Raw genomic sequence first — 18,280 nt, 5'->3', positions numbered from 1 at the left:
AAAACAAGGCCTTGGGCCACAGATCGGCAAGTCGTGGGGACCGCCTGTGCGCTATTAACGGCCCGCGCCGGGACAAATTAAGGGAAGCGGCGAACAAAAACCGGCCGAGTCCGGCTCGACCGTCTGCGCGCGAATCAGATCGATTCGCCGCTCAGCCGCTGGCAGATCATGTCGAGCTGGTCGAGCGACGCGAATTTCAGCGTCAGCGCGCCCTTCCCCCCGCCGGCATATTGGATCGCGACGCCGATCCCCAGCAGCTCGGACAGATGGCGTTCGACCGCCATGATATCGGGGTCGCGCCCCGACCCGGCCGCGGGCTCGACCGCCGCCTTGCGCCCGCCGCCCCTGTCGGCGCGGATCAGCGCCTCGACCGCGCGCACCGACAGGCCTTCCTTCACCACCTTGCGCGCGATCGCCTCGGCATCGTCGGCGCCGATCAGCGCGCGCGCATGCCCCATCGACAGCGATCCGTCGCTCACCAGCGCCTGCACGCCCTGCGGCAGGTCGAGCAGGCGCATCAGGTTCGCGACATGGCTCCGCGACTTGCCGACCAGTTTCGCGAGCGCTTCCTGGCTGTGCCCGAAATCGTCGATCAACCGGCGATAGGCGCCCGCCTCTTCGATCGCGTTCAGGTCCTGCCGCTGGATATTCTCGACCAGCGCGATCTCGTAGGTCGCGGCATCGTCGAGATCGCGGATGAGCGCCGGGATCTGGTGCAACCCCGCGCGCTGCGCCGCGCGCCAGCGCCGCTCGCCCGCAACGAGCTGATATCCCTGCCCATCGGGCGCCTGACGCACGATGATCGGCTGCAGCAGCCCGCGCGCGCTGATCGAATCGGCGAGTTCGACGATCGCCGCCTCGTCGAAATGGCGCCGCGGCTGGTTCGGCAGCGGACGAATCGAGCCGACCGATACATGCTGCACCGAATCGCCCGCGGCGACCGGCGCGGCCTTCGCGGCGGCGCCCGGGGTCGCCAGCACCGGCGCCTCGACCGCGGCATCGCCGAACAGCGCATTCAGCCCGCGCCCCAGCCCTGACGGGCGCTTGCGCGGCGCCGACGCGCCAGTTTCTTTTTCGTTTTCAGACATTTATGCTGCCTTGCGAACGTTGGGCAAGCGATCGATCAGCTCGCGGGCGAGCGCGATATAGGCCGCCGACCCCGCGCAGCGATGGTCATAGATCAGCGCGGGCAGGCCGTGGCTCGGCGCTTCGGACAGGCGGACATTGCGCGGGATGACGGTCTGGAACACCACCGGGCCGAGCACCTCGCGCACGTCGTCGGAGACCTGGTCGGTCAGCCGGTTGCGGCGGTCGAACATCGTCAGCGCGACGCCGAGGATCGACAATTTCTGGTTGAAACGCCCGCGCACGCGCTCGACCGTGGTGAGCAGCTGGCTGAGGCCCTCGAGCGCGAAGAATTCGCACTGCAGCGGCACGATCAGCGATTCGGCGGCGATCAGCGCATTGAGCGTCAACATGCCGAGCGACGGCGGGCAGTCGATCAGGCAGATATCCCACTGCCCCGCCTCGGCGCCGGTCAGCGCCTGTTCGAGCCGGTGGAGGCGATCGGCGAATTCGATCAGCTCGATCTCGGCGCCCGACAGGTCGACCGTCGCCGGCACGATGTCGAGCCGCGGTACCGCGGTATGCACCGCGCATTCGGCAACCGTCGCCTCGGCGCGGAGCAGGTCATAACTCGACAGCTCGCGCTGCGCCTGCGTGATTCCCAGCCCGGTCGACGCATTGCCCTGCGGATCGAGGTCGATGATCAGCGTGCGCCACCCCGTCGCCGCGAGCGCGGTCGCCAGATTGATCGCCGTCGTCGTCTTGCCGACCCCGCCCTTCTGGTTCGCCACAGCGATACGAATCATGCTTTTCCTCGCTTTTTCGGCGCGATGCGCCCCTGGCCCACCAGGATGCGGCTATCGGCGTCGGTGCGGCTATGTTCCACGTGAAACAGATTCTGCCATGTCTGCGGCAGCGACGCCAGTTCCTTTACTGCATTTCGTCCCTTTGGCAGCAGCCAACGCGTCGATTCGGTGGAAAAGCGCGCGGATAAGTCGATCAGCCTGTCGAGCGGCGCGAATGCCCGCGCGCTGATCGTGCCCGCACGGCGCGTCTCGACGCGCTCGAGCGGCGCCTCGGCAATCTCGACATGCGCCAGACCAAGCTCCGCCACCACCGCACGCAGAAAATCGCACCGCCGCTTGCGCGATTCGACGAGCAGCATCGGCCGTTCGCTCAGGATCGCGACGACCAGCCCCGGCAATCCGGGCCCGCTGCCCAGGTCGATCCAAAGTCCTTCGCCCCCCGCATCGAGCGCCAGCAATTGCGCGCTGTCGGCGATATGCCGGACCCACAGGATCGGGATCGTCGACGCCGCGATCAGATTCTGCTGCTCATTCTCGGCGACCAGCATCGCCGCAAAGCGCTCGAACCGCGCCCATTGCTCCGCACTCGGCACAAACGCCCGCGCCAGCCAGTCGCGCGCAGCGCCTTCGTCGTCCAGTATTTCGGCGTCCGCCACGTTGCTCTTTCACCATTCCCGCGAAGCGGGGCTATTCTTCTTCGCGCCTTTGCGCCTTTGCGTGCGATTTTGAAAGCCTTCCAAACAGACATAAAGGGGCAGCTTTGCCACCGCGACATCTTCGTGCCTCCGTGGAAGAAGAAAATAGTCCTCCCCCTCGACCCGTTCCATCGCAACGTCATCTAGCGACCGGGAAGCTGACCTATCCTGCATCGTCACCCTGAACTCGTTTCAGGGTCCATGGTCTGCAGTTTCCCTCAGCGCGCCGCCGGATGCGAGGCCCGGCCATGGATGCTGAAACAAGTTCAGCATGACGAGGTTGGAGCGTCCGCTCCCCACCCCCTTTCGGCCGTTCGCCGCCGGTCTGGATCGAATGACCGCTGACGACGGGTTGCGGCCTTGGTGACTCCCGGCGCAAGCCGGGATCCAGACAATGAGCGCTGCGCTTGCTACATGGGCCCCGGCTTTCGCCGGGGTGCACATTACGACTGCAACCGACCGATTGCGGGCATTCGTTCCTCCCTGTGGCGCAGCCATGGGGAGGTGGCAGCGCGGAGCGCTGACGGAGGGGCAAATGACGCGAGGTTGCCGCCCCTCCACCATCGCCTGCGGCGACGGTTCCCCTCCCCACGGCTGCGCCGCAGGGAGGATATTCCTTTCTTCGTCATCCCGGACTTGATCCGGGATCCATCGCGGCGTTGAAGTCGTGGACCCCGGATCAAGTCCGGGGTGACGAGTGTCTGGAATCCAACCCAAACCGACATGCCAATCTTGTGAACCGCCCGCTCAAGCCGCCCGCCGCCGGCTATGCACCAGGATCGCGGTCAGCGCCGCCGGCGTCACCCCGTCGATCCGTGCCGCCTGCCCCAGCGTTTCGGGCCGTGCCTTGCTCAGCCGTTCGACCATCTCGCGCGACAGCCCGCCGATCGCGCCATAGTCGAGCGCGGGGTCGAGGATGATCGCCTCATTCGCCGCGAGCGAGCGGAGCTCGGCCTCCTGCCGCGCGACATAGGGCGCATAATGCGCATCCTCGGCGAGTTCGGACAAGATCCCGTCGTCAATGCCTTCCAGCTCCGGCGCGAGCATCCTGAGCGTGGCGATGCTCACCTCGGGAAAGCGGAGCAGTTCGACACGCGTGCGCTGCGCCCCGTCGCCGGGGATCGCCATTCCGATCATCGCATAGTCGGCACTTGCAACGGGCGCCGCGAGCAGTGCTTCCGCCCTCTTCCGTTCCGCCTGCCGCGCGTCGAACAGCGCGGCGGTCGCGGGCCGGACGAGCCCGATCGCGATGCCTTTCGGCGTCAACCGCGTCGCGGCATTGTCGGCGCGCAGCCGCAATCGATATTCGGCGCGTGCGGTGAGCATGCGATAGGGCTCGGTCACCCCTTGCAGCACCAGATCGTCGACCATCACCCCGATATAGGATTCGCTGCGGTCGAGGATCAGCGGCGCGCGCCCTTGCACCGCGAGCGCGGCATTCGCCCCCGCGACCAGCCCCTGCGCCGCCGCCTCCTCATAACCCGTCGTGCCGTTGATCTGCCCCGCGCAATAGAGTCCGGCGATCGCGCGCACCTGCAAGGTGCGGTCGAGCGCGCGCGGGTCGATATGATCATATTCGACGGCATAGCCCGGCACGGTCATTTCCACCCCCTCGAGCCCTTCCATCGTCCGCAGCATCGCGAGCTGGACGTCGGCGGGCAGCGAGGTCGAGATGCCGTTGGGATAGACGAGGGGCGAATCGAGTCCCTCGGGTTCGAGAAACACCTGATGTCCGTCGCGGTCGGCGAAGCGATGGATCTTGTCCTCGATCGACGGGCAATAGCGCGGCCCCGCCGCGCCGATCGCACCGGTGAACAGCGGCGAGCGGTCGAGATTTGCCGCGATGATCGCATGGGCCTCGGCGTTCGTGCGCGTGATCGCGCAGAAAATCTGCGGCACCGTCCGCGCCTTGTTCCACGTGGAACAGGTCCAGTCGGCGCCCTCGACGCTGTCCGACGGCTGCTCCTCGAGCCGCGCCCAGTCGATCGTCCGCCCGTCGAGCCGCGGCGGCGTCCCCGTCTTGAGCCGCGCCATCGGCAGATCGGCAGCACGAAGCTGCTGGGCGAGTTTATGCGCCCCCGCTTCGCCGATGCGTCCGCCCTCCATCCGCTCCTCGCCACGGAACAGCTTGCCACCAAGGAAGGTACCGGTCGCGAGCACAACCGCTCCGGCGACCAACCGCGATCCATCGCCGAGCTCGAGCCCTTCGACCCGCGCGCCATCGGCCGCCAGCGCCAAAGCCGCCGCTTCACCCGCAACGACGGTGATGCCATCCTCGGCCGCGAGCAGCGCCTGGATCGCGTCGCGATAGAGTTTTCGGTCGGCCTGGATGCGCGGCCCCTGCACCGCCGCCCCCTTCGACGCGTTGAGCATCCGGTAGTGGATCGCCGCGCGGTCGGCGGCGCGCGCCATCCAGCCATCGAGCGCGTCGACCTCGCGCATCAGATGGCCCTTGCCGAGCCCGCCGATCGCCGGGTTGCACGACATCGTCCCGATCAGCGCCGGATCGAAACTGACCAGCGCCACCCGCGCGCCAAGCCGCGCCGCGGCGGCGGCGGCCTCGGTCCCGGCGTGGCCCCCGCCGACGACGATGACATCGAAAGTTGCTTCAGAGTTCATGATTGCGGCCGCGCATAGCCGAAACCACGGCCCGAATCCATCCACGCTCAACGCCAAAGAGTCGCCCGCACAGGCAAGAGGACTACCGTCTTCTTCGCGCCTTCACGCCTTTGCGTGAAAAGGCTGTGCGCCCGGCCGTTGTGTCTGTGCCCTTATGGTGGGTGCCAATATGATCTCACACAAAGACACAAAGATGGCGCGTCGGGCCGCGGGTAAACGCGCCATCTTTGTGTCTTTGTGTGAGAAATTCGCGCTTACGCGCAGCCCTGCGGAATAATCTGTTCCACGTGGAACATCATTTCCCGATACAGAAACGCCCGAACAAGGCATCGAGCATATCCTCGACCCCCGCGCGTCCGGTGATCCGGTCAAGTGCGGTCGCGGCGAGCCGCAGCCGCTCGGCGATCAGGATCAGATCGCCGGCCTCGCGCGTGCCCGATTCGATCGCAAGCCATTGTTTTGCTTCGGCAAGCGCCGCGCGCTGCCGCTGGCGCAGCGCCGCCTCGCCCTCGCGCGGCAGCAAGGTCCGCGCCATCTCGACGATATAGGCGTGGAGCCTGTCCATCCCCTCGCCCGTCGCCGCCGACAGGCTCAGGTCGCATCGCGCGGCGTCGGCCTCGGCCGCCGCGTCGCCGCGCCAGCGGTCGGCCTGCGCCGCGATCAGGATCGCGCGCGGATGCTCGGGGACGTCTTTTGGCGGTCCCAGCCACAGCAATATGTCCGCGGCATCGACGGCCGCCTTCGCCCGGTCGATCCCGATCGCCTCGATCGCGTCGGCACCCTCGGCGCGAATCCCCGCCGTGTCCGAAAAGCGCATCGCAATCCCGTCAAGCGCGAGCGGCGTCTCGATCACATCGCGCGTCGTCCCCGCGACCGGCGACACGATCGCCAGTTCACGCTGCGCCAAGGCATTGATCAGGGTTGATTTTCCGGCATTGGGCGGCCCCGCGATCACCACCGACAGTCCCTCGGCAATCACCTCCGCCGCGGGCCGCGCCAACCATGCGCCGAGCTCCGCCCCCAGCTCGGCCATCCCCTCGATCAAACGCTGCGCGGCACCTTCGTAAACTTCGACATCATCCTCATCGGCAAAATTGAGCTCGGCCTCCGCCCCCGCCATCAGCGCGAGCAGCCGATCCTGCCACCCCGCAACCGCGCGCGACACATGCCCGCTCGCCAGCCCCAGCGCCTGCACCCGCTGGCTCTCGGTCTCCGCCGCAAGCAGGTCCGCGAGCCCCTCGGCCTCCGCCAGATCGATCCGGCCGTTCAGGAAAGCCCGCCGGGTGAACTCACCCGGCGCTGCATGGCGCAGCCCCGGCAACGCCGCCAAAGCCGCCTCGACCGCGGCGACCACCGCGCGGCCGCCGTGAAGATGAAGTTCGGCAAGATCCTCGCCCGTCGCCGTCGCCGGCCCCGGAAACCACAGGACCAGCGCCCGATCGAGCGGTGCGCCCGCCGCGTCGCTCAGCGACGCCAGCGAAGCCCGCCGCGGCTCGGGCAACCGCCCGGCGAGCGCGGTCAGCGCTTCCCCCGCCCGCGATCCGCTGATCCGCACCACGCCGATCGCTGCCGGCGGCATCCCGCTCGACAACGCGAAAATCGTGTCACTCGCTGCATCCTGGCTCAGCTCTTGCGCCCCTTGGAGCCTTTGTCGTCGTCGTTCGATTTCGGCGATCCGCCCATCAGCCCACCGCCGAACTGGCCGAGCAGCGACTGGACGAGTTCAAGCCCGCTGCCGCCCATCGGCACCCACGTCTTGACCATTTGCTGCACCACGTCGGGGGTTATTCCCTTGGCCATCAGCTCCTTCACGCGGCTCAGGTAGATATCGTGCAGCGGCTCGAGGTCGGGAAGCCCGAACAGCCGCCGCGCTTCCTCCGGCGTGCAATCGATCTCGATATTGAATTTCATCGCCGTGCCTTTCGCCCCTTTCGGCGCTTGAGCCGCGCCCTGACGGCGGCTAGCTTCGCGCTTTCCCTCCCAATTGGCAAGAGTCAGGAGCTTCCCCATGTCCGCGACGAACATCACCATCCCCGCACTCGACGGCGAAGGCGATATCCCAGCCTATGTCGCGCGCCCCGACGCCGATTCGTCGCGCGCGATCATCGTCATTCCCGAAATCTTCGGTGTGAACGCCGGCATCCGCGAGAAATGCGACGATTGGGCGGCTGAGGGCTATCTCGCGATCGCCCCCGACCTTTTCTGGCGCTTCGCCCCCGGCGTCGAACTCGATCCCGATGTCGAGGCCGAGCTTCAGGAAGCGTTCGGCTATTTCGGCCAATATGATGCCGACCTCGGCGTGAAGGATATCGAAGCCGCAATCCGTTGGCTCCACGCACAAGGCGCGAACAAAGTGGGGTGTGTAGGCTTCTGCCTCGGCGGCCGCCTCGCCTACATGACTGCCGCGCGCACCGATATCAACGCTTCGGTCGGCTATTATGGCGTCATGATCGACCAGATGCTGAACGAAAGCCACGCGATCGCGCACCCGCTGATGCTCCATGTGCCGACCGCCGACCATCTCGTCGGACCCGAAGCACAGGCGAAGATGCACGAAGGCCTCGATCCGAACCCCAAGGTCACGCTCCACGACTACGAAGGGCTCGACCACGGGTTCGCCGCAACGAGCGGCAACCGCCGCGACGAGGCTGGTGCGCAACTCGCCGACAGCCGTACCCGCGCTTTCTTCGCCGAGCATCTCGCGTGAGCCGCCACCCCGGTCTCGCCGCCTGGCACGCCTATATGGCGGGCGGCGGCGATCCGCAGGCGCTACGCGACCTGCTTGCAGAGGATGCGGTGTTCCACTCGCCCGTGGTCCACACGCCGCAGGAGGGCCGCGACAAGGTCTTCGCTTATCTCCACGCTGCAAGCCACGTCCTTGGCGGCGATGATTTCCGCTACCTGCGCGAGATCGTCGACGGCGACCAGGCGATGCTCGAATTCCAAAGCGAACTAGACGGTATCCAGATCAACGGTGTCGACATCATCCGCTGGAACGACGAAGGAAAAATTGAAGATTTCAAGGTGATGGTTCGTCCGCTCAAGGCAATCAACAAGGTGTGGGAGAAGATGGCCGCCATGCTCGCGGCGCAGGCAAGCTAGTCCGGCTCGCAAGCGATGCTCCGGCTGATCGCCTATCCGATCCTCATCGTCGCGATCGCACTGGCAGGCTGGTGGGCGCCAGCGCGCTGGACGCTACTGTTGTGGATCCCGCTGCTGCTGGTCGCCATCTACGACAGCGTCCAACAGCACCACAGCCTCCGCCGCAACTTCCCGCTGATCGCGCGCATCCGCTGGCTGTTCGAGGAGCTGCGCCCGTTTCTCTATTCGTATATTGTCGAAGGGCCGCTCGACGGCCGCCCCTTTGCACGTACCGAACGCGACATCGTCTACGCGCGCGCCAAGGGTGAGCTCGACAGTCATCCGTTCGGCACCGAGCTTGACGTCTATTCGGACGAATATGAGTGGATGAGCCACAGCATGGCACCGACGCCACACGCCGATCGGGCGCAGCGGGTGAAGGTCGGCAGCACGCAATGTTCGAAGCCTTACAACGCCGCCTTGCTCAATATTTCGGCGATGAGCTTCGGATCGCTCGGCGCGAACGCGATCGAAGCGCTCAATCGGGGTGCGAAGCTCGGCGGCTTTTATCACGATACCGGCGAAGGCGGCTTCAGCCCCTACCATCGCATCCACGGCGGCGACATTGTCTGGGAGCTTGGCAGCGGCTATTTCGGCTGCCGCGACGATGCCGGTCGCTTCGATCCCGATCGCTTTCGCGATCGCGCAACCGATAATCAGATAAAGATGATCGAGATCAAGCTGAGCCAGGGCGCGAAGCCGGGGCACGGCGGTGTTCTTCCCGGCGCGAAGGTCAGTGCCGAGATTGCTGCAACCCGCGGCGTCCCCAAAGGCCATGATTGCGTTTCGCCCGCCACCCATTCCGCCTTTGCGACCCCGATCGAACTGGTCGAATGGGCCGCGAAACTGCGCGAATTGTCGGGCGGCAAGCCCGTCGGGATCAAACTCTGCGTCGGCCAGCCGCATGAAGTTTATGCCGTCATGAAGGCAATGATCGAGACCGGCATCCGCCTCGATTATATCGTCGTCGACGGGGCCGAAGGCGGCACGGGCGCTGCCCCGATCGAGTTTTCGAACAGCCTTGGCATGCCGCTGCGCGAAGGCCTCATCTTCGTGCGCAATGCGCTCGTCGGCTGCGGACTCAAGGACGAGGTGAAGCTGGCGGCGTCGGGGAAGGTCCACTCGGGCGCAGGGCTTGCGATGAACTGCGCGCTTGGCGCCGACTGGTCGAATGCCGCGCGCGCCTTCATGTTCACCTTGGGATGCGTCCAGTCGCTCAAGTGCCACACCGACAAATGCCCGACGGGCGTCGCGACGCAGGATCCCGGCCGCCAACGCGGGCTCGTGGTCGAGGACAAGGCCGAACGGGTTCGCCGCTTTCAGGCCGCCACAGTGTCGGCGCTCTGGGACATCAGCTGCGCGATGGGGCTCGACAGCCCCTGGCAGATCCGGCCGCATCACCTGCACGAACGGCTCAATTCGGCTCGCTCGGATTCGATCGACCGTATCTATAAATTCTATGATCGCGGCGTGCTGCTCGACGATCCGGACTCGGTATCGGGTGCGCGTTACTGGGCGATGGCACGCGCCAACAGCTTTCGCGCCGCCCTCTAGATAAGGCTGAGTTCAGCGAGTTCGCGATACAATTCGGGCGGCAGTTCACCAAGCCCGCTCGCGTCATCGACGCCCTTCGGCGCTTCTGCATCGGTCAGATAGCGCCAGCCCTGATGCGCACGCTTCGGTTGCGGATGCACGCGTTCCAGTTCGGCGGCGCAGACGATATCGATGCGCCCGTCATCGCGATCGTCGAACCGCAATATCTCGACCCGCCCGACCAGCGTGTGCTTCACGATAAAGTGGAGCTTGCCGCCGATCAGTTCGTCGGCGCGCTTGGGTTTGAACCGCGTCGTGAAACGAATTTCGCCGCCTTGTGCATAGTTTGCGATCCGCGCCTGAAGCGCCGGATAGTCGGCGCAGCCGACGGCGACGCGGGTCATGTGAAGCAGGGGCATGAGCGTCAAATGGGGAGCCGATAGGAAAAAAGCCAGCCCCGCGAAGGACTGGCTTTTCCTTTTCTAGCCGAACAGCGTTCCGATCCCAACGCCGGGATCGATCCAGCCCTCGTAGATCATCTTTACGGCGACATAGAGGATCACGGCGAGCCCGATATAGGCGATCCAGCGATAGCGCTCGATATATTTGGCGATGACATTCGCTGCGAGGCCCATCAGCGCGACCGCGAAGATCAGCCCGACGATCAGTATCCCCGGATGCTCGCGCGCCGCTCCGGCAACCGCAAGAACATTGTCGAGGCTCATCGACACATCGGCAACCGCGACCGCCCACGCGGCGGCAGCAAAGCTCTTGGCAGGCTTGAGCCCCGAATGCTCGTCACCCTCGATCTCGGGCGAACCTGCCGAATGCGCACCTTCGCGCAGCTCGCGCCACATCTTCCACGCGACCCAGATCAACAGCAGTCCGCCGACGAAGATCAGGCCGACGATCTGCATGAGCTGCGTCACGACGAGCGCGAAGGCGATACGGAGCACCAGCGCCGCGAGCACGCCGATCAGGATCACCTTCTTGCGCTGGTCGGCGGGAAGCCCCGCGGCGAGCGCCCCGACGACGATCGCATTGTCGCCCGCGAGTACGATGTCGATCATCAGCACCTGGAGAAACGCCGAGAAAGCCGCTGGCGATGTGATGTTGGAGAAATCCTTGACGATCGCGGCCCAGATATCGCCGGGGCCGCCAAAGCCGCTCGCCGCTGCGCCGGCATGGGTCAAGATTTCCAGGATCACAGTGGCTCTCCGAAATAGCTGACCTCTGGCATAGGGTCATAAAAGCGATGCAGCAACGTCCGCCATTGCTGGTAGCGGTCCGATTGCCGGAAGCCGTCCCGATGATCCGCGATCGACTTCCATCCTGCCAAAAGCAGATAAGGCTGTCCGGTTCCTGTCGGGCGGCGAATTTCGATCGAGATAAATCCGGGCGAAGCCTCGATCAGTGGCCGCGCCTCGGCAAAGGCCGCCTCGAACCCGGCTTCGCTTCCCGCACGAACGGGAAACAAGGCGTGCTCAATGACGGCCATTTTGCCGGCTTACTGGTTCATGCTGTCGAAGAAATCTTCGTTGGTCTTGGAATCCTTGATCTTGTCGAGCAGGAATTCCATCGCGTCGACCGTCCCCATCTGCATGAGGATACGGCGAAGCACCCACATCTTGCTGAGCTTGTCCTTCTCGACGAGCAGTTCTTCCTTGCGGGTGCCCGACTTGCCGACGTCGAGCGACGGGAAGATACGCTTGTCGGCGACCTTGCGGTCGAGCACGATTTCCGAGTTACCCGTGCCCTTGAATTCTTCGAAGATCACTTCGTCCATGCGGCTGCCGGTATCGATCAGCGCGGTCGCGATGATCGACAGCGAACCGCCCTCTTCGATGTTGCGGGCAGCACCGAAGAAGCGCTTCGGACGCTGGAGCGCGTTGGCGTCGACACCGCCGGTCAGCACCTTGCCCGACGAGGGCACCACGGTGTTGTAGGCGCGGCCGAGGCGTGTGATCGAATCGAGCAGGATCACGACGTCCTTCTTGTGCTCGACCAGGCGCTTCGCCTTTTCGATCACCATTTCAGCAACCTGGACGTGGCGCGTCGCGGGTTCGTCGAAGGTCGAGGATACGACCTCGCCCTTCACACTGCGCTGCATGTCGGTGACTTCCTCGGGACGTTCGTCGACGAGGAGGACGATGAGGTAAACCTCGGGATGGTTGTCTGTGATCGCCTTGGCGATATTCTGGAGCAGCACCGTCTTACCCGTGCGCGGCGGCGCGACGATCAGCGCGCGCTGGCCCTTGCCCTGCGGGCTGACGAGGTCGATCACCCGTGCCGACTTGTCCTTGACGGTCGGATCGACGGTGTCGAGCGACAGCTTCTGGTTCGGATAGAGCGGGGTCAAATTGTCGAAATTGACGCGGTGACGCACCGCCTCGGGATCGTCGAAATTGACCTTGATGAGCTTGGTCAGCGCAAAATAGCGCTCGCCGTCGCGCGGCGCGCGGATCTCGCCCTCGACGGTGTCGCCGGTGCGCAGGCCATATTTGCGGACCTGATTGGGTGAGACATAGATATCGTCGGGGCCGGCCAGATAATTGGCCTCCGACGAGCGCAGGAAACCGAACGAGTCCGGGAGAACCTCGATCGTGCCCGACCCGATGATTTCCTCGCCCTCTTCGGCGAGTTCCTTCAGGATCGAGAACATCAGGTCCTGCTTGCGCAAGGTCGACGCGCCCTCGACACCCAATTCCTCTGCCATTTCGACGAGTTGGGCGGGCGCTTTTGTTTTGAGTTCTTTGAGGTGCATGGGATAGATTCCGGGTAGAAATTCAGTAAGAAATTTGGACAAAAAATTCGTCGCACCGGCTGGTGCCTATCCGGCCGTGGGACGACCGTTATCGATAGATCGGCGTATCGAGGCGCCGCCCGCTGAAAAACGGGGTTGATCGGCCCCTATAACCGGCCGCCAGCCAAGTCAATCGCGGCTGCGCCGATCCGAAACCTCAAATGGGCCGAAGCCTCAGAAGGGACGGACGATCACCAGGATGACGACGAGCGCCGCGGCGATGCCGGGAACTTCGTTGAGCATCCGCAGTTGCCTTTCGGTCAGCGGGCGCTCGCCCTTCGCCAGCTTCTTGAAATAGCCGATCATCCAGCCATGGTAGCCGGATAGCGCGACAACGGTCAGGAATTTGGCAATGAACCAGCCCTCGTGCCAATAATCGCCGTCGAACGCGAGCATCAGCCCGAAGATCCAGACGAACAGGATCGACGGATTCAGGATAATCTTGCGCAGGCGATCCTCGCGCTCGATCCACTTCCTGTCCTCGTCCGACCCCACGGGGCATTGGTGGTGATAGACGAAGAATCGCGGCATCATGAACAGCCCGGCCATGAAAAAGATCACGAAGATGACGTGCGCGGCTTTGACCCAAAGCATCGTCACCCCCAAGAATCCTGCCAATTCCATAAGTCCCGCCTATCCACGGACGCGCCGGATCAGATGCTCGACATGAGCGATCGGCGTGTCGGGGACGATGCCATGACCGAGATTGAAGATATGGGGACGATCGGGGAAGGCCGCAAGGATGCGGTCGATCGCCGTATCGAGCGCTTCACCACCCGCCACGAGCGCCAGCGGGTCGAGATTGCCTTGCACCGGCAGATGCGCCGGCAGCGCCTTGTCGGCCCACACCGGATCGACCGTCTCGTCGAGACCGATAGCATCGGCGCCGACCTCGTTCGCATAGTCTGGAAGCTTGCCCCCGGCCCCTTTCGGAAAGCCGATCACCGGCGTGTCGGGATGCAGCGCCTTCAATCGACGGACGATCTCGGCATTGGGGGCGATCACCCAGCGTTCGAACTGCGCGGGGCTGAGACTCCCCGCCCAGCTGTCGAAAAGCTGGACGGCTTCGACGCCATTCTCGATCTGGCCCGAAAGATAGGTGACCGACAGGTCGACGATCGCGTCGATGATCGCCTGAAACGCCACTGGATCGCCGAATGCCATGCGGCGCGCCTGCGCCTGGTCCTTCGATCCCTGCCCCGCAACCATATAAGTCGCAACCGTCCACGGGCTGCCCGCAAAGCCTAGGAAGGTCGTTTCGGCCGGCAGCGACGCCGCGACGCGCGCAACGGTACCATAGACCGGATCGAGCCGCTGCGGCATCGCCTCGAGCGACGCCAATGCGCTGTCGACGAGCGGGGGCGCGAGCCGCGGCCCCTCGCCTGCCTCAAACCATAGCTTCTGGCCCAGCGCATGCGGGACAACGAGAATGTCTGAGAAGAGGATCGCGCCGTCGAAACCGAACCGCCGGATCGGCTGCAGGGTGACTTCGGCCGCCGCCTCGCTGTCATAGCAAAGCTCGAGGAACCCGCCCTTGGTTTCCCTGAGCGCGCGATACTCGGGAAGATAGCGCCCCGCCTGGCGCATCAGCCATAGCGCTGGCTTTTCCTGCCGCACCCCGCGCAGCGTTGCCAGCAAGCTCTTCGACGACGCCCTCACACGGCCCCTCTTTCTCTTCTCAATAAATATATAAAAATGATTGTGGTGGATTGTTGGTCGGCGAACAGCGCGGCTTTAGGCCGCAGCGTCCCTTTTGCCAACATATTGACTCCCCATGTTGCGCGTTCCGTCGCGGAGTCGTTCTGCCCTCTCCCCCTAATTCACAGCCTGTGGATAAGATTCATCCCTTGTGCACAAGCGGTGGAGCGGAATCGGCAGTGCCGGGGACGAATTCGCCGTGCCGATCTTGTCCCGGCACTTATTCGGCAAACTATCCACAGGGGGTAGTTTCAGCCTTTCGGGGTAGGTCGGCGACGATGTGCGGGCAAAGGCTTTGCTTGCCTTTTATGCCGCCGCCGCGAAAGGATGCCGCATGGGCCGGCTCCACTTGCATCTTATATCCGATTCCACGGGCGAGACGCTCGAAAACATCGCCAAGGCGGCGATTGCGCAGTTCGACGACGTCGAGGTTGTGCGCCATTTCTGGCCTATGGTGCGCTCGGAATCGCATCTCGACCGGATCATCGGTGAAGTGCAGGCGAGCCCCGGCATGATCCTATTCACTCTCGTGAACGGCGAGCTGCGTGCGAGCCTCGAACGACGCGCGGCGGCGCTCAACCTGCCGACGGTTCCGGCGCTCGATGCGGTGACCGACGCGCTGTCGCGGATGCTGGGGCAACAGGCCAAGGCACGGCCGGGGCGCCAACACCAGCTCGACGCCGCCTATTTCGCGCGGGTCGAAGCAATCCAGTTCACGGTCGCGCACGACGACGGTATCGGATGGGAGAATTGGGAGCAGGCTGATATTGTCCTCGCCGGCGTGTCGCGGACTTCGAAGACACCGACGAGCATCTATCTCGCGAACCGCGGTTTCAAGACCGCGAACATTCCGATCGTTCCCGAATCGCCGCCGCCCGATGCGCTTTACAATCTCAGGAAGCCGCTCGTTGTCGGACTCACCACCGGTCTCGACCGCCTTGTGCAGGTGCGTCGCAACCGGCTGCTTTCGCTCAATCAGGCGCCCGAAACCTCCTATGTCGACGACGAGCGGGTGAAGGCCGAGCTTGCTTACGCGCGCCGCATGTTCGCCGATAACGGCTGGCCGGTGATCGACGTGACGCGCCGCTCGATCGAGGAAACCGCGGCGGCGGTGATCAAGCTCGTCGAGGATCGTGGCGCCGCATGACCCCTTCGACTTCGCTCAGGACAGGCCTGCTCCTCGCTTCGCAAAGCAGCGGCCGCGCCGCGATGTTCCGCGCCGCCGGGCTGACATTCGAAACCAGCGCTGCGCATGTGGACGAGGAGGCACTCACCGCATCGCTGCTCGACGCCGGCCAGACGCCGCGCAACGTCGCCGACGCGCTCGCCGAGGCGAAGGCGGTGAAGATTTCCTCGCGGCTTCCCCGCGTCACTGTGATCGGCGCCGATTCGACGCTCGCGCTCGACGATGGGTCGATGCTGTCGAAACCGGAAAGCCCCGACGAGGCGGCCGATCATCTGCGTCGCATGGCGGGTACGCGCCACCGGCTTTTCAGCGCGGCGGTCGCCGCGCGCGACGGGGCGCCGGTGTGGCGTGCGATCGGCGAAGCCAAGCTCTGGATGCGTCCCTTGTCCGACGCCTTCATCGCCGACTATGTGGCGAAAAACTGGGACAGCATCCGCTGGACCGTCGGATGCTACGAGATCGAGGGGGCAGGCGTGCAATTATTCGACCGGGTCGAAGGCGACCCCTGGACCATCATCGGCATGCCGATGCTTCCGTTGATGGCATGGCTGCGCGCGACCGGATTGGCGCCGCGATGAGCAAGCCTTATGCCGAAGTGATCGGCGATCCGATCGCCCATTCGAAGTCGCCGCTCATCCATGGTTTCTGGCTCGACGCGCTTGGCATCGACGGCGACTATCGCCGTGCGCATGTGAAACCCGAAGCGCTCGAAGCCTATATCGCCGATCGCAAGGCCGATCCCTACTGGCGCGGCTGCAACGTCACCATCCCGCACAAGGTCGCGGTGATGGATGTGGTGAACGATCCCGGCGATATCCGCGGGACGATCGGCGCGATGAACACCGTCGTGCGGCAGCCGGACGGCGCGCTGATCGGCACCAACACCGATGCCGCGGGATTCTATGCCCCGCTCGCCGAGCTCGACCTCGACGGCGCCGCTGTGGCGGTGGTCGGCGCCGGGGGCGCAGCGCGTGCGGTGCTGTTCGCGCTTGCGCGGGCGGGCGTCGCTCATGTCACGATTCTCAATCGGACGCCGCTCAAGGCGATGGGCCTGCTTGCCACCTTCGGGCTCAAGGGCGAGGTCGTCGGGCTCGCTGCCGCGCTGCCGCCGGTGTCGCTGCTGGTGAACAGCAGCAGCCTCGGCATGACCGGCCAGCCGCCGCTCGATCTCGACCTGTCCCCCCTGCCCGAAGACGCGATCGTCTATGATCTCGTCTATGCCCCGCTTCGGACCGGTCTCCTCAAGGCCGCCGAGGCGCGCGGGCTCGACACCGTCGACGGGCTCGACATGCTGGTCGGCCAGGCCGCGCTGGCCTTCGAACTGTTTTTCGGCCGATCGCCGCCCGAAGGCCGCGATGACGAGCTGCGGTCGCTGCTTACAACATGAGGTTCCACAACCATCTCGGTGCACGGCTTCGCCGTCCGTTCATCCTCGGGCTCACCGGGTCGATCGGGATGGGCAAGTCGACCGCGGCCAGGATGTTCGAGCGCGAGGGCGTACCGGTGTTCGACGCCGATGCCGAGGTGCATCGGCTGCAGGGCCCGGGCGGGGCGCTGGTCGCGGCGATCGAGGCGCGCTTTCCCGGCACCACCGGTCCACACGGCGTCGACCGGCAAAAACTCGGCGCACACGTCCTTGGCAACACCCACGAACTCGCCGCGCTCGAAGCGATCGTCCACCCTGCGGTGGCGAAGGCGCAACATCGATTCCTGATGCGCCACCGCGCGCGCGACGTCGTCATCCTCGACATCCCGCTGCTTTTCGAAAAGGGCGGCTGGCGCCGCGTCGGCGCGATCGCCGTCGTCTCGGCGCCGGTGTGGATGCAGACGAAGCGCGTGATGCGGCGCGCCGGGATGACGCGCGCCAAGCTGAAGGCGATTCGCCACCTGCAGGTGCCCGACCGCGTCAAGCGCGCGCGTGCCGATTTCGTCATCGAAACGGGGCGTCCGAAAAGCTATACACGCCGCCAGATTCGCGCCATCGCCTCTTGTTTCCGCGCGCGATAGGGTCCAGATTGACGCCTCGATGCGTGAGATAATATTCGATACCGAAACCACGGGGCTCGATCCCAAAACCGGGGACAGGCTGGTCGAAATCGGGTGCGTCGAATTGATCGACCGACGCGAAACGGGCGTCACCTTCCACGCCTATTTCAATCCCGAGCGCGACATGCCCGCTGCCGCCGAAGCCGTGCACGGCCTGTCGATCCAGTTCCTGTCGGACAAGCCGCTTTTCGCGACTCGGGTCGACGAGCTGATGGAGTTTCTGGGGGATGCGCCGATGGTCGCGCACAATGCCGCCTTCGACTTCGGCTTCGTCAACGCCGAGTTGATGCTCGCGGGACGTCCCGCGCTCGACATGAACCGGATGCGTTGCACGGTGCAGATGGCGCGCAAGCTGCATCCGGGCGCGAAGCACAGCCTCGACGCGCTCTGCACGCGCTACGGCATCGACCGCAGCCACCGTATCAAGCATGGCGCGTTGCTCGACGCCGAGCTTCTCGCGCACCTCTACATCGAAATGACCGGCGGCCGGCAGATCGGCCTGGGCCTTGCGGCGCAATCGGTAGACGTAGGGCGTTCGCTCGCCGCCGCCCCGGTTCGCGCGGCGGCTCCCGCGCGCGCGTTCCGCGAGCCCCGCCCGCATGGTGCCACGGCCGCAGAGCTGGCGCGCCACACCGAGTTCGTCGCCGCACTCAACCAACCTTTGTGGCACGATAGCCCGTAGCGGCCT

Annotated in this window: 20 protein-coding genes; 8 read left to right on the top strand and 12 right to left on the bottom strand. The window is 65.1% G+C overall.

Annotated elements, in window-relative coordinates; all coding sequences use genetic code 11:
• Positions 1 to 134: 134 nt before the first annotated feature.
• The 6 genes from QOL79_RS11805 to QOL79_RS11780 form a co-directional block, all read right to left on the bottom strand.
• Positions 135 to 1,088, bottom strand: coding sequence for a ParB/RepB/Spo0J family partition protein (locus QOL79_RS11805; protein WP_283419714.1), 954 nt, complete (start codon positions 1,086 to 1,088; stop codon positions 135 to 137).
• Positions 1,089 to 1,871 carry a ParA family protein gene (locus tag QOL79_RS11800; RefSeq protein WP_058454320.1) on the bottom strand — a complete coding sequence of 261 codons (783 nt, stop codon included), beginning with the start codon at positions 1,869 to 1,871 and terminating at the stop codon, positions 1,089 to 1,091.
• A complete protein-coding gene (rsmG, locus tag QOL79_RS11795; RefSeq protein ID WP_283419713.1) occupies positions 1,868 to 2,527 on the bottom strand; it encodes a 16S rRNA (guanine(527)-N(7))-methyltransferase RsmG in 660 nt (219 codons plus the stop codon). Before rsmG ends, QOL79_RS11800 begins: the two co-directional genes overlap by 4 nt.
• A 786-nt stretch (positions 2,528 to 3,313) precedes the next feature.
• Positions 3,314 to 5,185 (bottom strand): tRNA uridine-5-carboxymethylaminomethyl(34) synthesis enzyme MnmG, encoded by a 1,872-nt coding sequence (gene mnmG, locus QOL79_RS11790; RefSeq protein WP_283419712.1) that lies wholly within the window; start codon positions 5,183 to 5,185, stop codon positions 3,314 to 3,316.
• 295 nt (positions 5,186 to 5,480) lie between these two features.
• The gene (mnmE, locus tag QOL79_RS11785) at positions 5,481 to 6,785 is read right to left on the bottom strand and encodes a tRNA uridine-5-carboxymethylaminomethyl(34) synthesis GTPase MnmE (protein ID WP_283420007.1); all 1,305 of its coding nucleotides are present in this window, start codon (positions 6,783 to 6,785) and stop codon (positions 5,481 to 5,483) included.
• A 23-nt stretch (positions 6,786 to 6,808) separates the two neighbouring features.
• The gene (locus tag QOL79_RS11780; RefSeq protein ID WP_058454412.1) at positions 6,809 to 7,096 is read right to left on the bottom strand and encodes a DUF6489 family protein; all 288 of its coding nucleotides are present in this window, start codon (positions 7,094 to 7,096) and stop codon (positions 6,809 to 6,811) included.
• Between the two features lie 97 nt (positions 7,097 to 7,193).
• Between QOL79_RS11780 and QOL79_RS11775 the strand changes: the two genes are divergently transcribed.
• The 3 genes from QOL79_RS11775 to QOL79_RS11765 are packed head-to-tail and all read left to right on the top strand — an operon-like array spanning position 7,194 to position 9,880.
• Positions 7,194 to 7,892: a dienelactone hydrolase family protein gene (locus QOL79_RS11775; protein WP_283419711.1), complete on the top strand. Its 699-nt coding sequence runs from the start codon at positions 7,194 to 7,196 to the stop codon at positions 7,890 to 7,892.
• A 35-nt stretch (positions 7,893 to 7,927) separates the two neighbouring features.
• Positions 7,928 to 8,287 (top strand): nuclear transport factor 2 family protein, encoded by a 360-nt coding sequence (locus tag QOL79_RS11770; protein WP_058454413.1) that lies wholly within the window; start codon positions 7,928 to 7,930, stop codon positions 8,285 to 8,287.
• Between the two features lie 15 nt (positions 8,288 to 8,302).
• Positions 8,303 to 9,880: an FMN-binding glutamate synthase family protein gene (locus QOL79_RS11765; RefSeq protein WP_283419710.1), complete on the top strand. Its 1,578-nt coding sequence runs from the start codon at positions 8,303 to 8,305 to the stop codon at positions 9,878 to 9,880.
• Here QOL79_RS11765 and QOL79_RS11760 read toward each other — a convergent pair.
• From QOL79_RS11760 to hemE, 6 genes are all read right to left on the bottom strand, one after another.
• The gene (locus tag QOL79_RS11760; RefSeq protein WP_283420006.1) at positions 9,877 to 10,278 is read right to left on the bottom strand and encodes a DUF1489 family protein; all 402 of its coding nucleotides are present in this window, start codon (positions 10,276 to 10,278) and stop codon (positions 9,877 to 9,879) included. The genes QOL79_RS11765 and QOL79_RS11760 overlap by 4 nt on opposite strands.
• 63 nt (positions 10,279 to 10,341) lie before the next feature.
• On the bottom strand, positions 10,342 to 11,067 hold the full coding sequence (locus QOL79_RS11755) for a TerC family protein (RefSeq protein WP_204993533.1): 726 nt from the start codon (positions 11,065 to 11,067) through the stop codon (positions 10,342 to 10,344).
• Positions 11,064 to 11,357: an antibiotic biosynthesis monooxygenase family protein gene (locus QOL79_RS11750; protein ID WP_283419709.1), complete on the bottom strand. Its 294-nt coding sequence runs from the start codon at positions 11,355 to 11,357 to the stop codon at positions 11,064 to 11,066. Before QOL79_RS11750 ends, QOL79_RS11755 begins: the two co-directional genes overlap by 4 nt.
• 9 nt (positions 11,358 to 11,366) lie before the next feature.
• On the bottom strand, positions 11,367 to 12,623 hold the full coding sequence (gene rho, locus QOL79_RS11745) for a transcription termination factor Rho (protein WP_058454326.1): 1,257 nt from the start codon (positions 12,621 to 12,623) through the stop codon (positions 11,367 to 11,369).
• Between the two features lie 213 nt (positions 12,624 to 12,836).
• The gene (locus tag QOL79_RS11740) at positions 12,837 to 13,256 is read right to left on the bottom strand and encodes a CopD family protein (protein ID WP_283420005.1); all 420 of its coding nucleotides are present in this window, start codon (positions 13,254 to 13,256) and stop codon (positions 12,837 to 12,839) included.
• A gap of 39 nt (positions 13,257 to 13,295) precedes the next feature.
• Complete coding sequence (gene hemE / locus QOL79_RS11735; protein WP_283419708.1) at positions 13,296 to 14,321, bottom strand: uroporphyrinogen decarboxylase; 1,026 nt, start codon at positions 14,319 to 14,321, stop codon at positions 13,296 to 13,298.
• A gap of 373 nt (positions 14,322 to 14,694) precedes the next feature.
• Here hemE and QOL79_RS11730 point away from each other — a divergent pair, with 373 nt between their 5' ends.
• Genes QOL79_RS11730 through dnaQ form a run of 5 tightly spaced genes read left to right on the top strand, consistent with a single transcriptional unit; the run spans position 14,695 to position 18,274 of the window.
• Positions 14,695 to 15,507 carry a pyruvate, water dikinase regulatory protein gene (locus QOL79_RS11730; protein WP_283419707.1) on the top strand — a complete coding sequence of 271 codons (813 nt, stop codon included), beginning with the start codon at positions 14,695 to 14,697 and terminating at the stop codon, positions 15,505 to 15,507.
• Positions 15,504 to 16,124 carry a Maf family protein gene (locus tag QOL79_RS11725; protein ID WP_283419706.1) on the top strand — a complete coding sequence of 207 codons (621 nt, stop codon included), beginning with the start codon at positions 15,504 to 15,506 and terminating at the stop codon, positions 16,122 to 16,124. Before QOL79_RS11730 ends, QOL79_RS11725 begins: the two co-directional genes overlap by 4 nt.
• The gene (aroE, locus tag QOL79_RS11720; RefSeq protein WP_283419705.1) at positions 16,091 to 16,933 is read left to right on the top strand and encodes a shikimate dehydrogenase; all 843 of its coding nucleotides are present in this window, start codon (positions 16,091 to 16,093) and stop codon (positions 16,931 to 16,933) included. The genes QOL79_RS11725 and aroE overlap by 34 nt, the downstream gene beginning before the upstream one ends.
• The gene (gene coaE, locus QOL79_RS11715) at positions 16,930 to 17,553 is read left to right on the top strand and encodes a dephospho-CoA kinase (protein ID WP_283419704.1); all 624 of its coding nucleotides are present in this window, start codon (positions 16,930 to 16,932) and stop codon (positions 17,551 to 17,553) included. Before aroE ends, coaE begins: the two co-directional genes overlap by 4 nt.
• 19 nt (positions 17,554 to 17,572) lie before the next feature.
• Positions 17,573 to 18,274, top strand: a complete 702-nt coding sequence (gene dnaQ / locus QOL79_RS11710) for a DNA polymerase III subunit epsilon (protein ID WP_058454330.1) — start codon at positions 17,573 to 17,575, stop codon at positions 18,272 to 18,274.
• Positions 18,275 to 18,280 lie beyond the last annotated feature (6 nt).

Source organism: Sphingopyxis sp. Geo48, from assembly GCF_949769155.1.
Taxonomy (GTDB): domain Bacteria; phylum Pseudomonadota; class Alphaproteobacteria; order Sphingomonadales; family Sphingomonadaceae; genus Sphingopyxis.
Note: the sequence above shows the minus strand (reverse complement) of the source record. Positions and strands in the feature narration are given on the sequence as shown.

Excerpts from the sequence above, each read along its gene's own strand:
- QOL79_RS11750 (WP_283419709.1), bottom strand. The coding sequence starts at position 11,357 with ATGGCCGTCATTGAGCACGCCTTGTTTCCCGTTCGTGCGGGAAGCGAA.
- QOL79_RS11730 (WP_283419707.1), top strand. The coding sequence starts at position 14,695 with ATGGGCCGGCTCCACTTGCATCTTATATCCGATTCCACGGGCGAGACG.
- QOL79_RS11725 (WP_283419706.1), top strand. The coding sequence starts at position 15,504 with ATGACCCCTTCGACTTCGCTCAGGACAGGCCTGCTCCTCGCTTCGCAA.
- QOL79_RS11780 (WP_058454412.1), bottom strand. The coding sequence starts at position 7,096 with ATGAAATTCAATATCGAGATCGATTGCACGCCGGAGGAAGCGCGGCGG.
- QOL79_RS11775 (WP_283419711.1), top strand. The coding sequence starts at position 7,194 with ATGTCCGCGACGAACATCACCATCCCCGCACTCGACGGCGAAGGCGAT.
- QOL79_RS11740 (WP_283420005.1), bottom strand. The coding sequence starts at position 13,256 with ATGCTTTGGGTCAAAGCCGCGCACGTCATCTTCGTGATCTTTTTCATG.
- coaE (WP_283419704.1), top strand. The coding sequence starts at position 16,930 with ATGAGGTTCCACAACCATCTCGGTGCACGGCTTCGCCGTCCGTTCATC.
- QOL79_RS11770 (WP_058454413.1), top strand. The coding sequence starts at position 7,928 with ATGGCGGGCGGCGGCGATCCGCAGGCGCTACGCGACCTGCTTGCAGAG.
- QOL79_RS11805 (WP_283419714.1), bottom strand. The coding sequence starts at position 1,088 with ATGTCTGAAAACGAAAAAGAAACTGGCGCGTCGGCGCCGCGCAAGCGC.
- aroE (WP_283419705.1), top strand. The coding sequence starts at position 16,091 with ATGGCTGCGCGCGACCGGATTGGCGCCGCGATGAGCAAGCCTTATGCC.
- rho (WP_058454326.1), bottom strand. The coding sequence starts at position 12,623 with ATGCACCTCAAAGAACTCAAAACAAAAGCGCCCGCCCAACTCGTCGAA.
- dnaQ (WP_058454330.1), top strand. The coding sequence starts at position 17,573 with ATGCGTGAGATAATATTCGATACCGAAACCACGGGGCTCGATCCCAAA.
- QOL79_RS11760 (WP_283420006.1), bottom strand. The coding sequence starts at position 10,278 with ATGCCCCTGCTTCACATGACCCGCGTCGCCGTCGGCTGCGCCGACTAT.
- QOL79_RS11765 (WP_283419710.1), top strand. The coding sequence starts at position 8,303 with ATGCTCCGGCTGATCGCCTATCCGATCCTCATCGTCGCGATCGCACTG.
- QOL79_RS11800 (WP_058454320.1), bottom strand. The coding sequence starts at position 1,871 with ATGATTCGTATCGCTGTGGCGAACCAGAAGGGCGGGGTCGGCAAGACG.
- mnmG (WP_283419712.1), bottom strand. The coding sequence starts at position 5,185 with ATGAACTCTGAAGCAACTTTCGATGTCATCGTCGTCGGCGGGGGCCAC.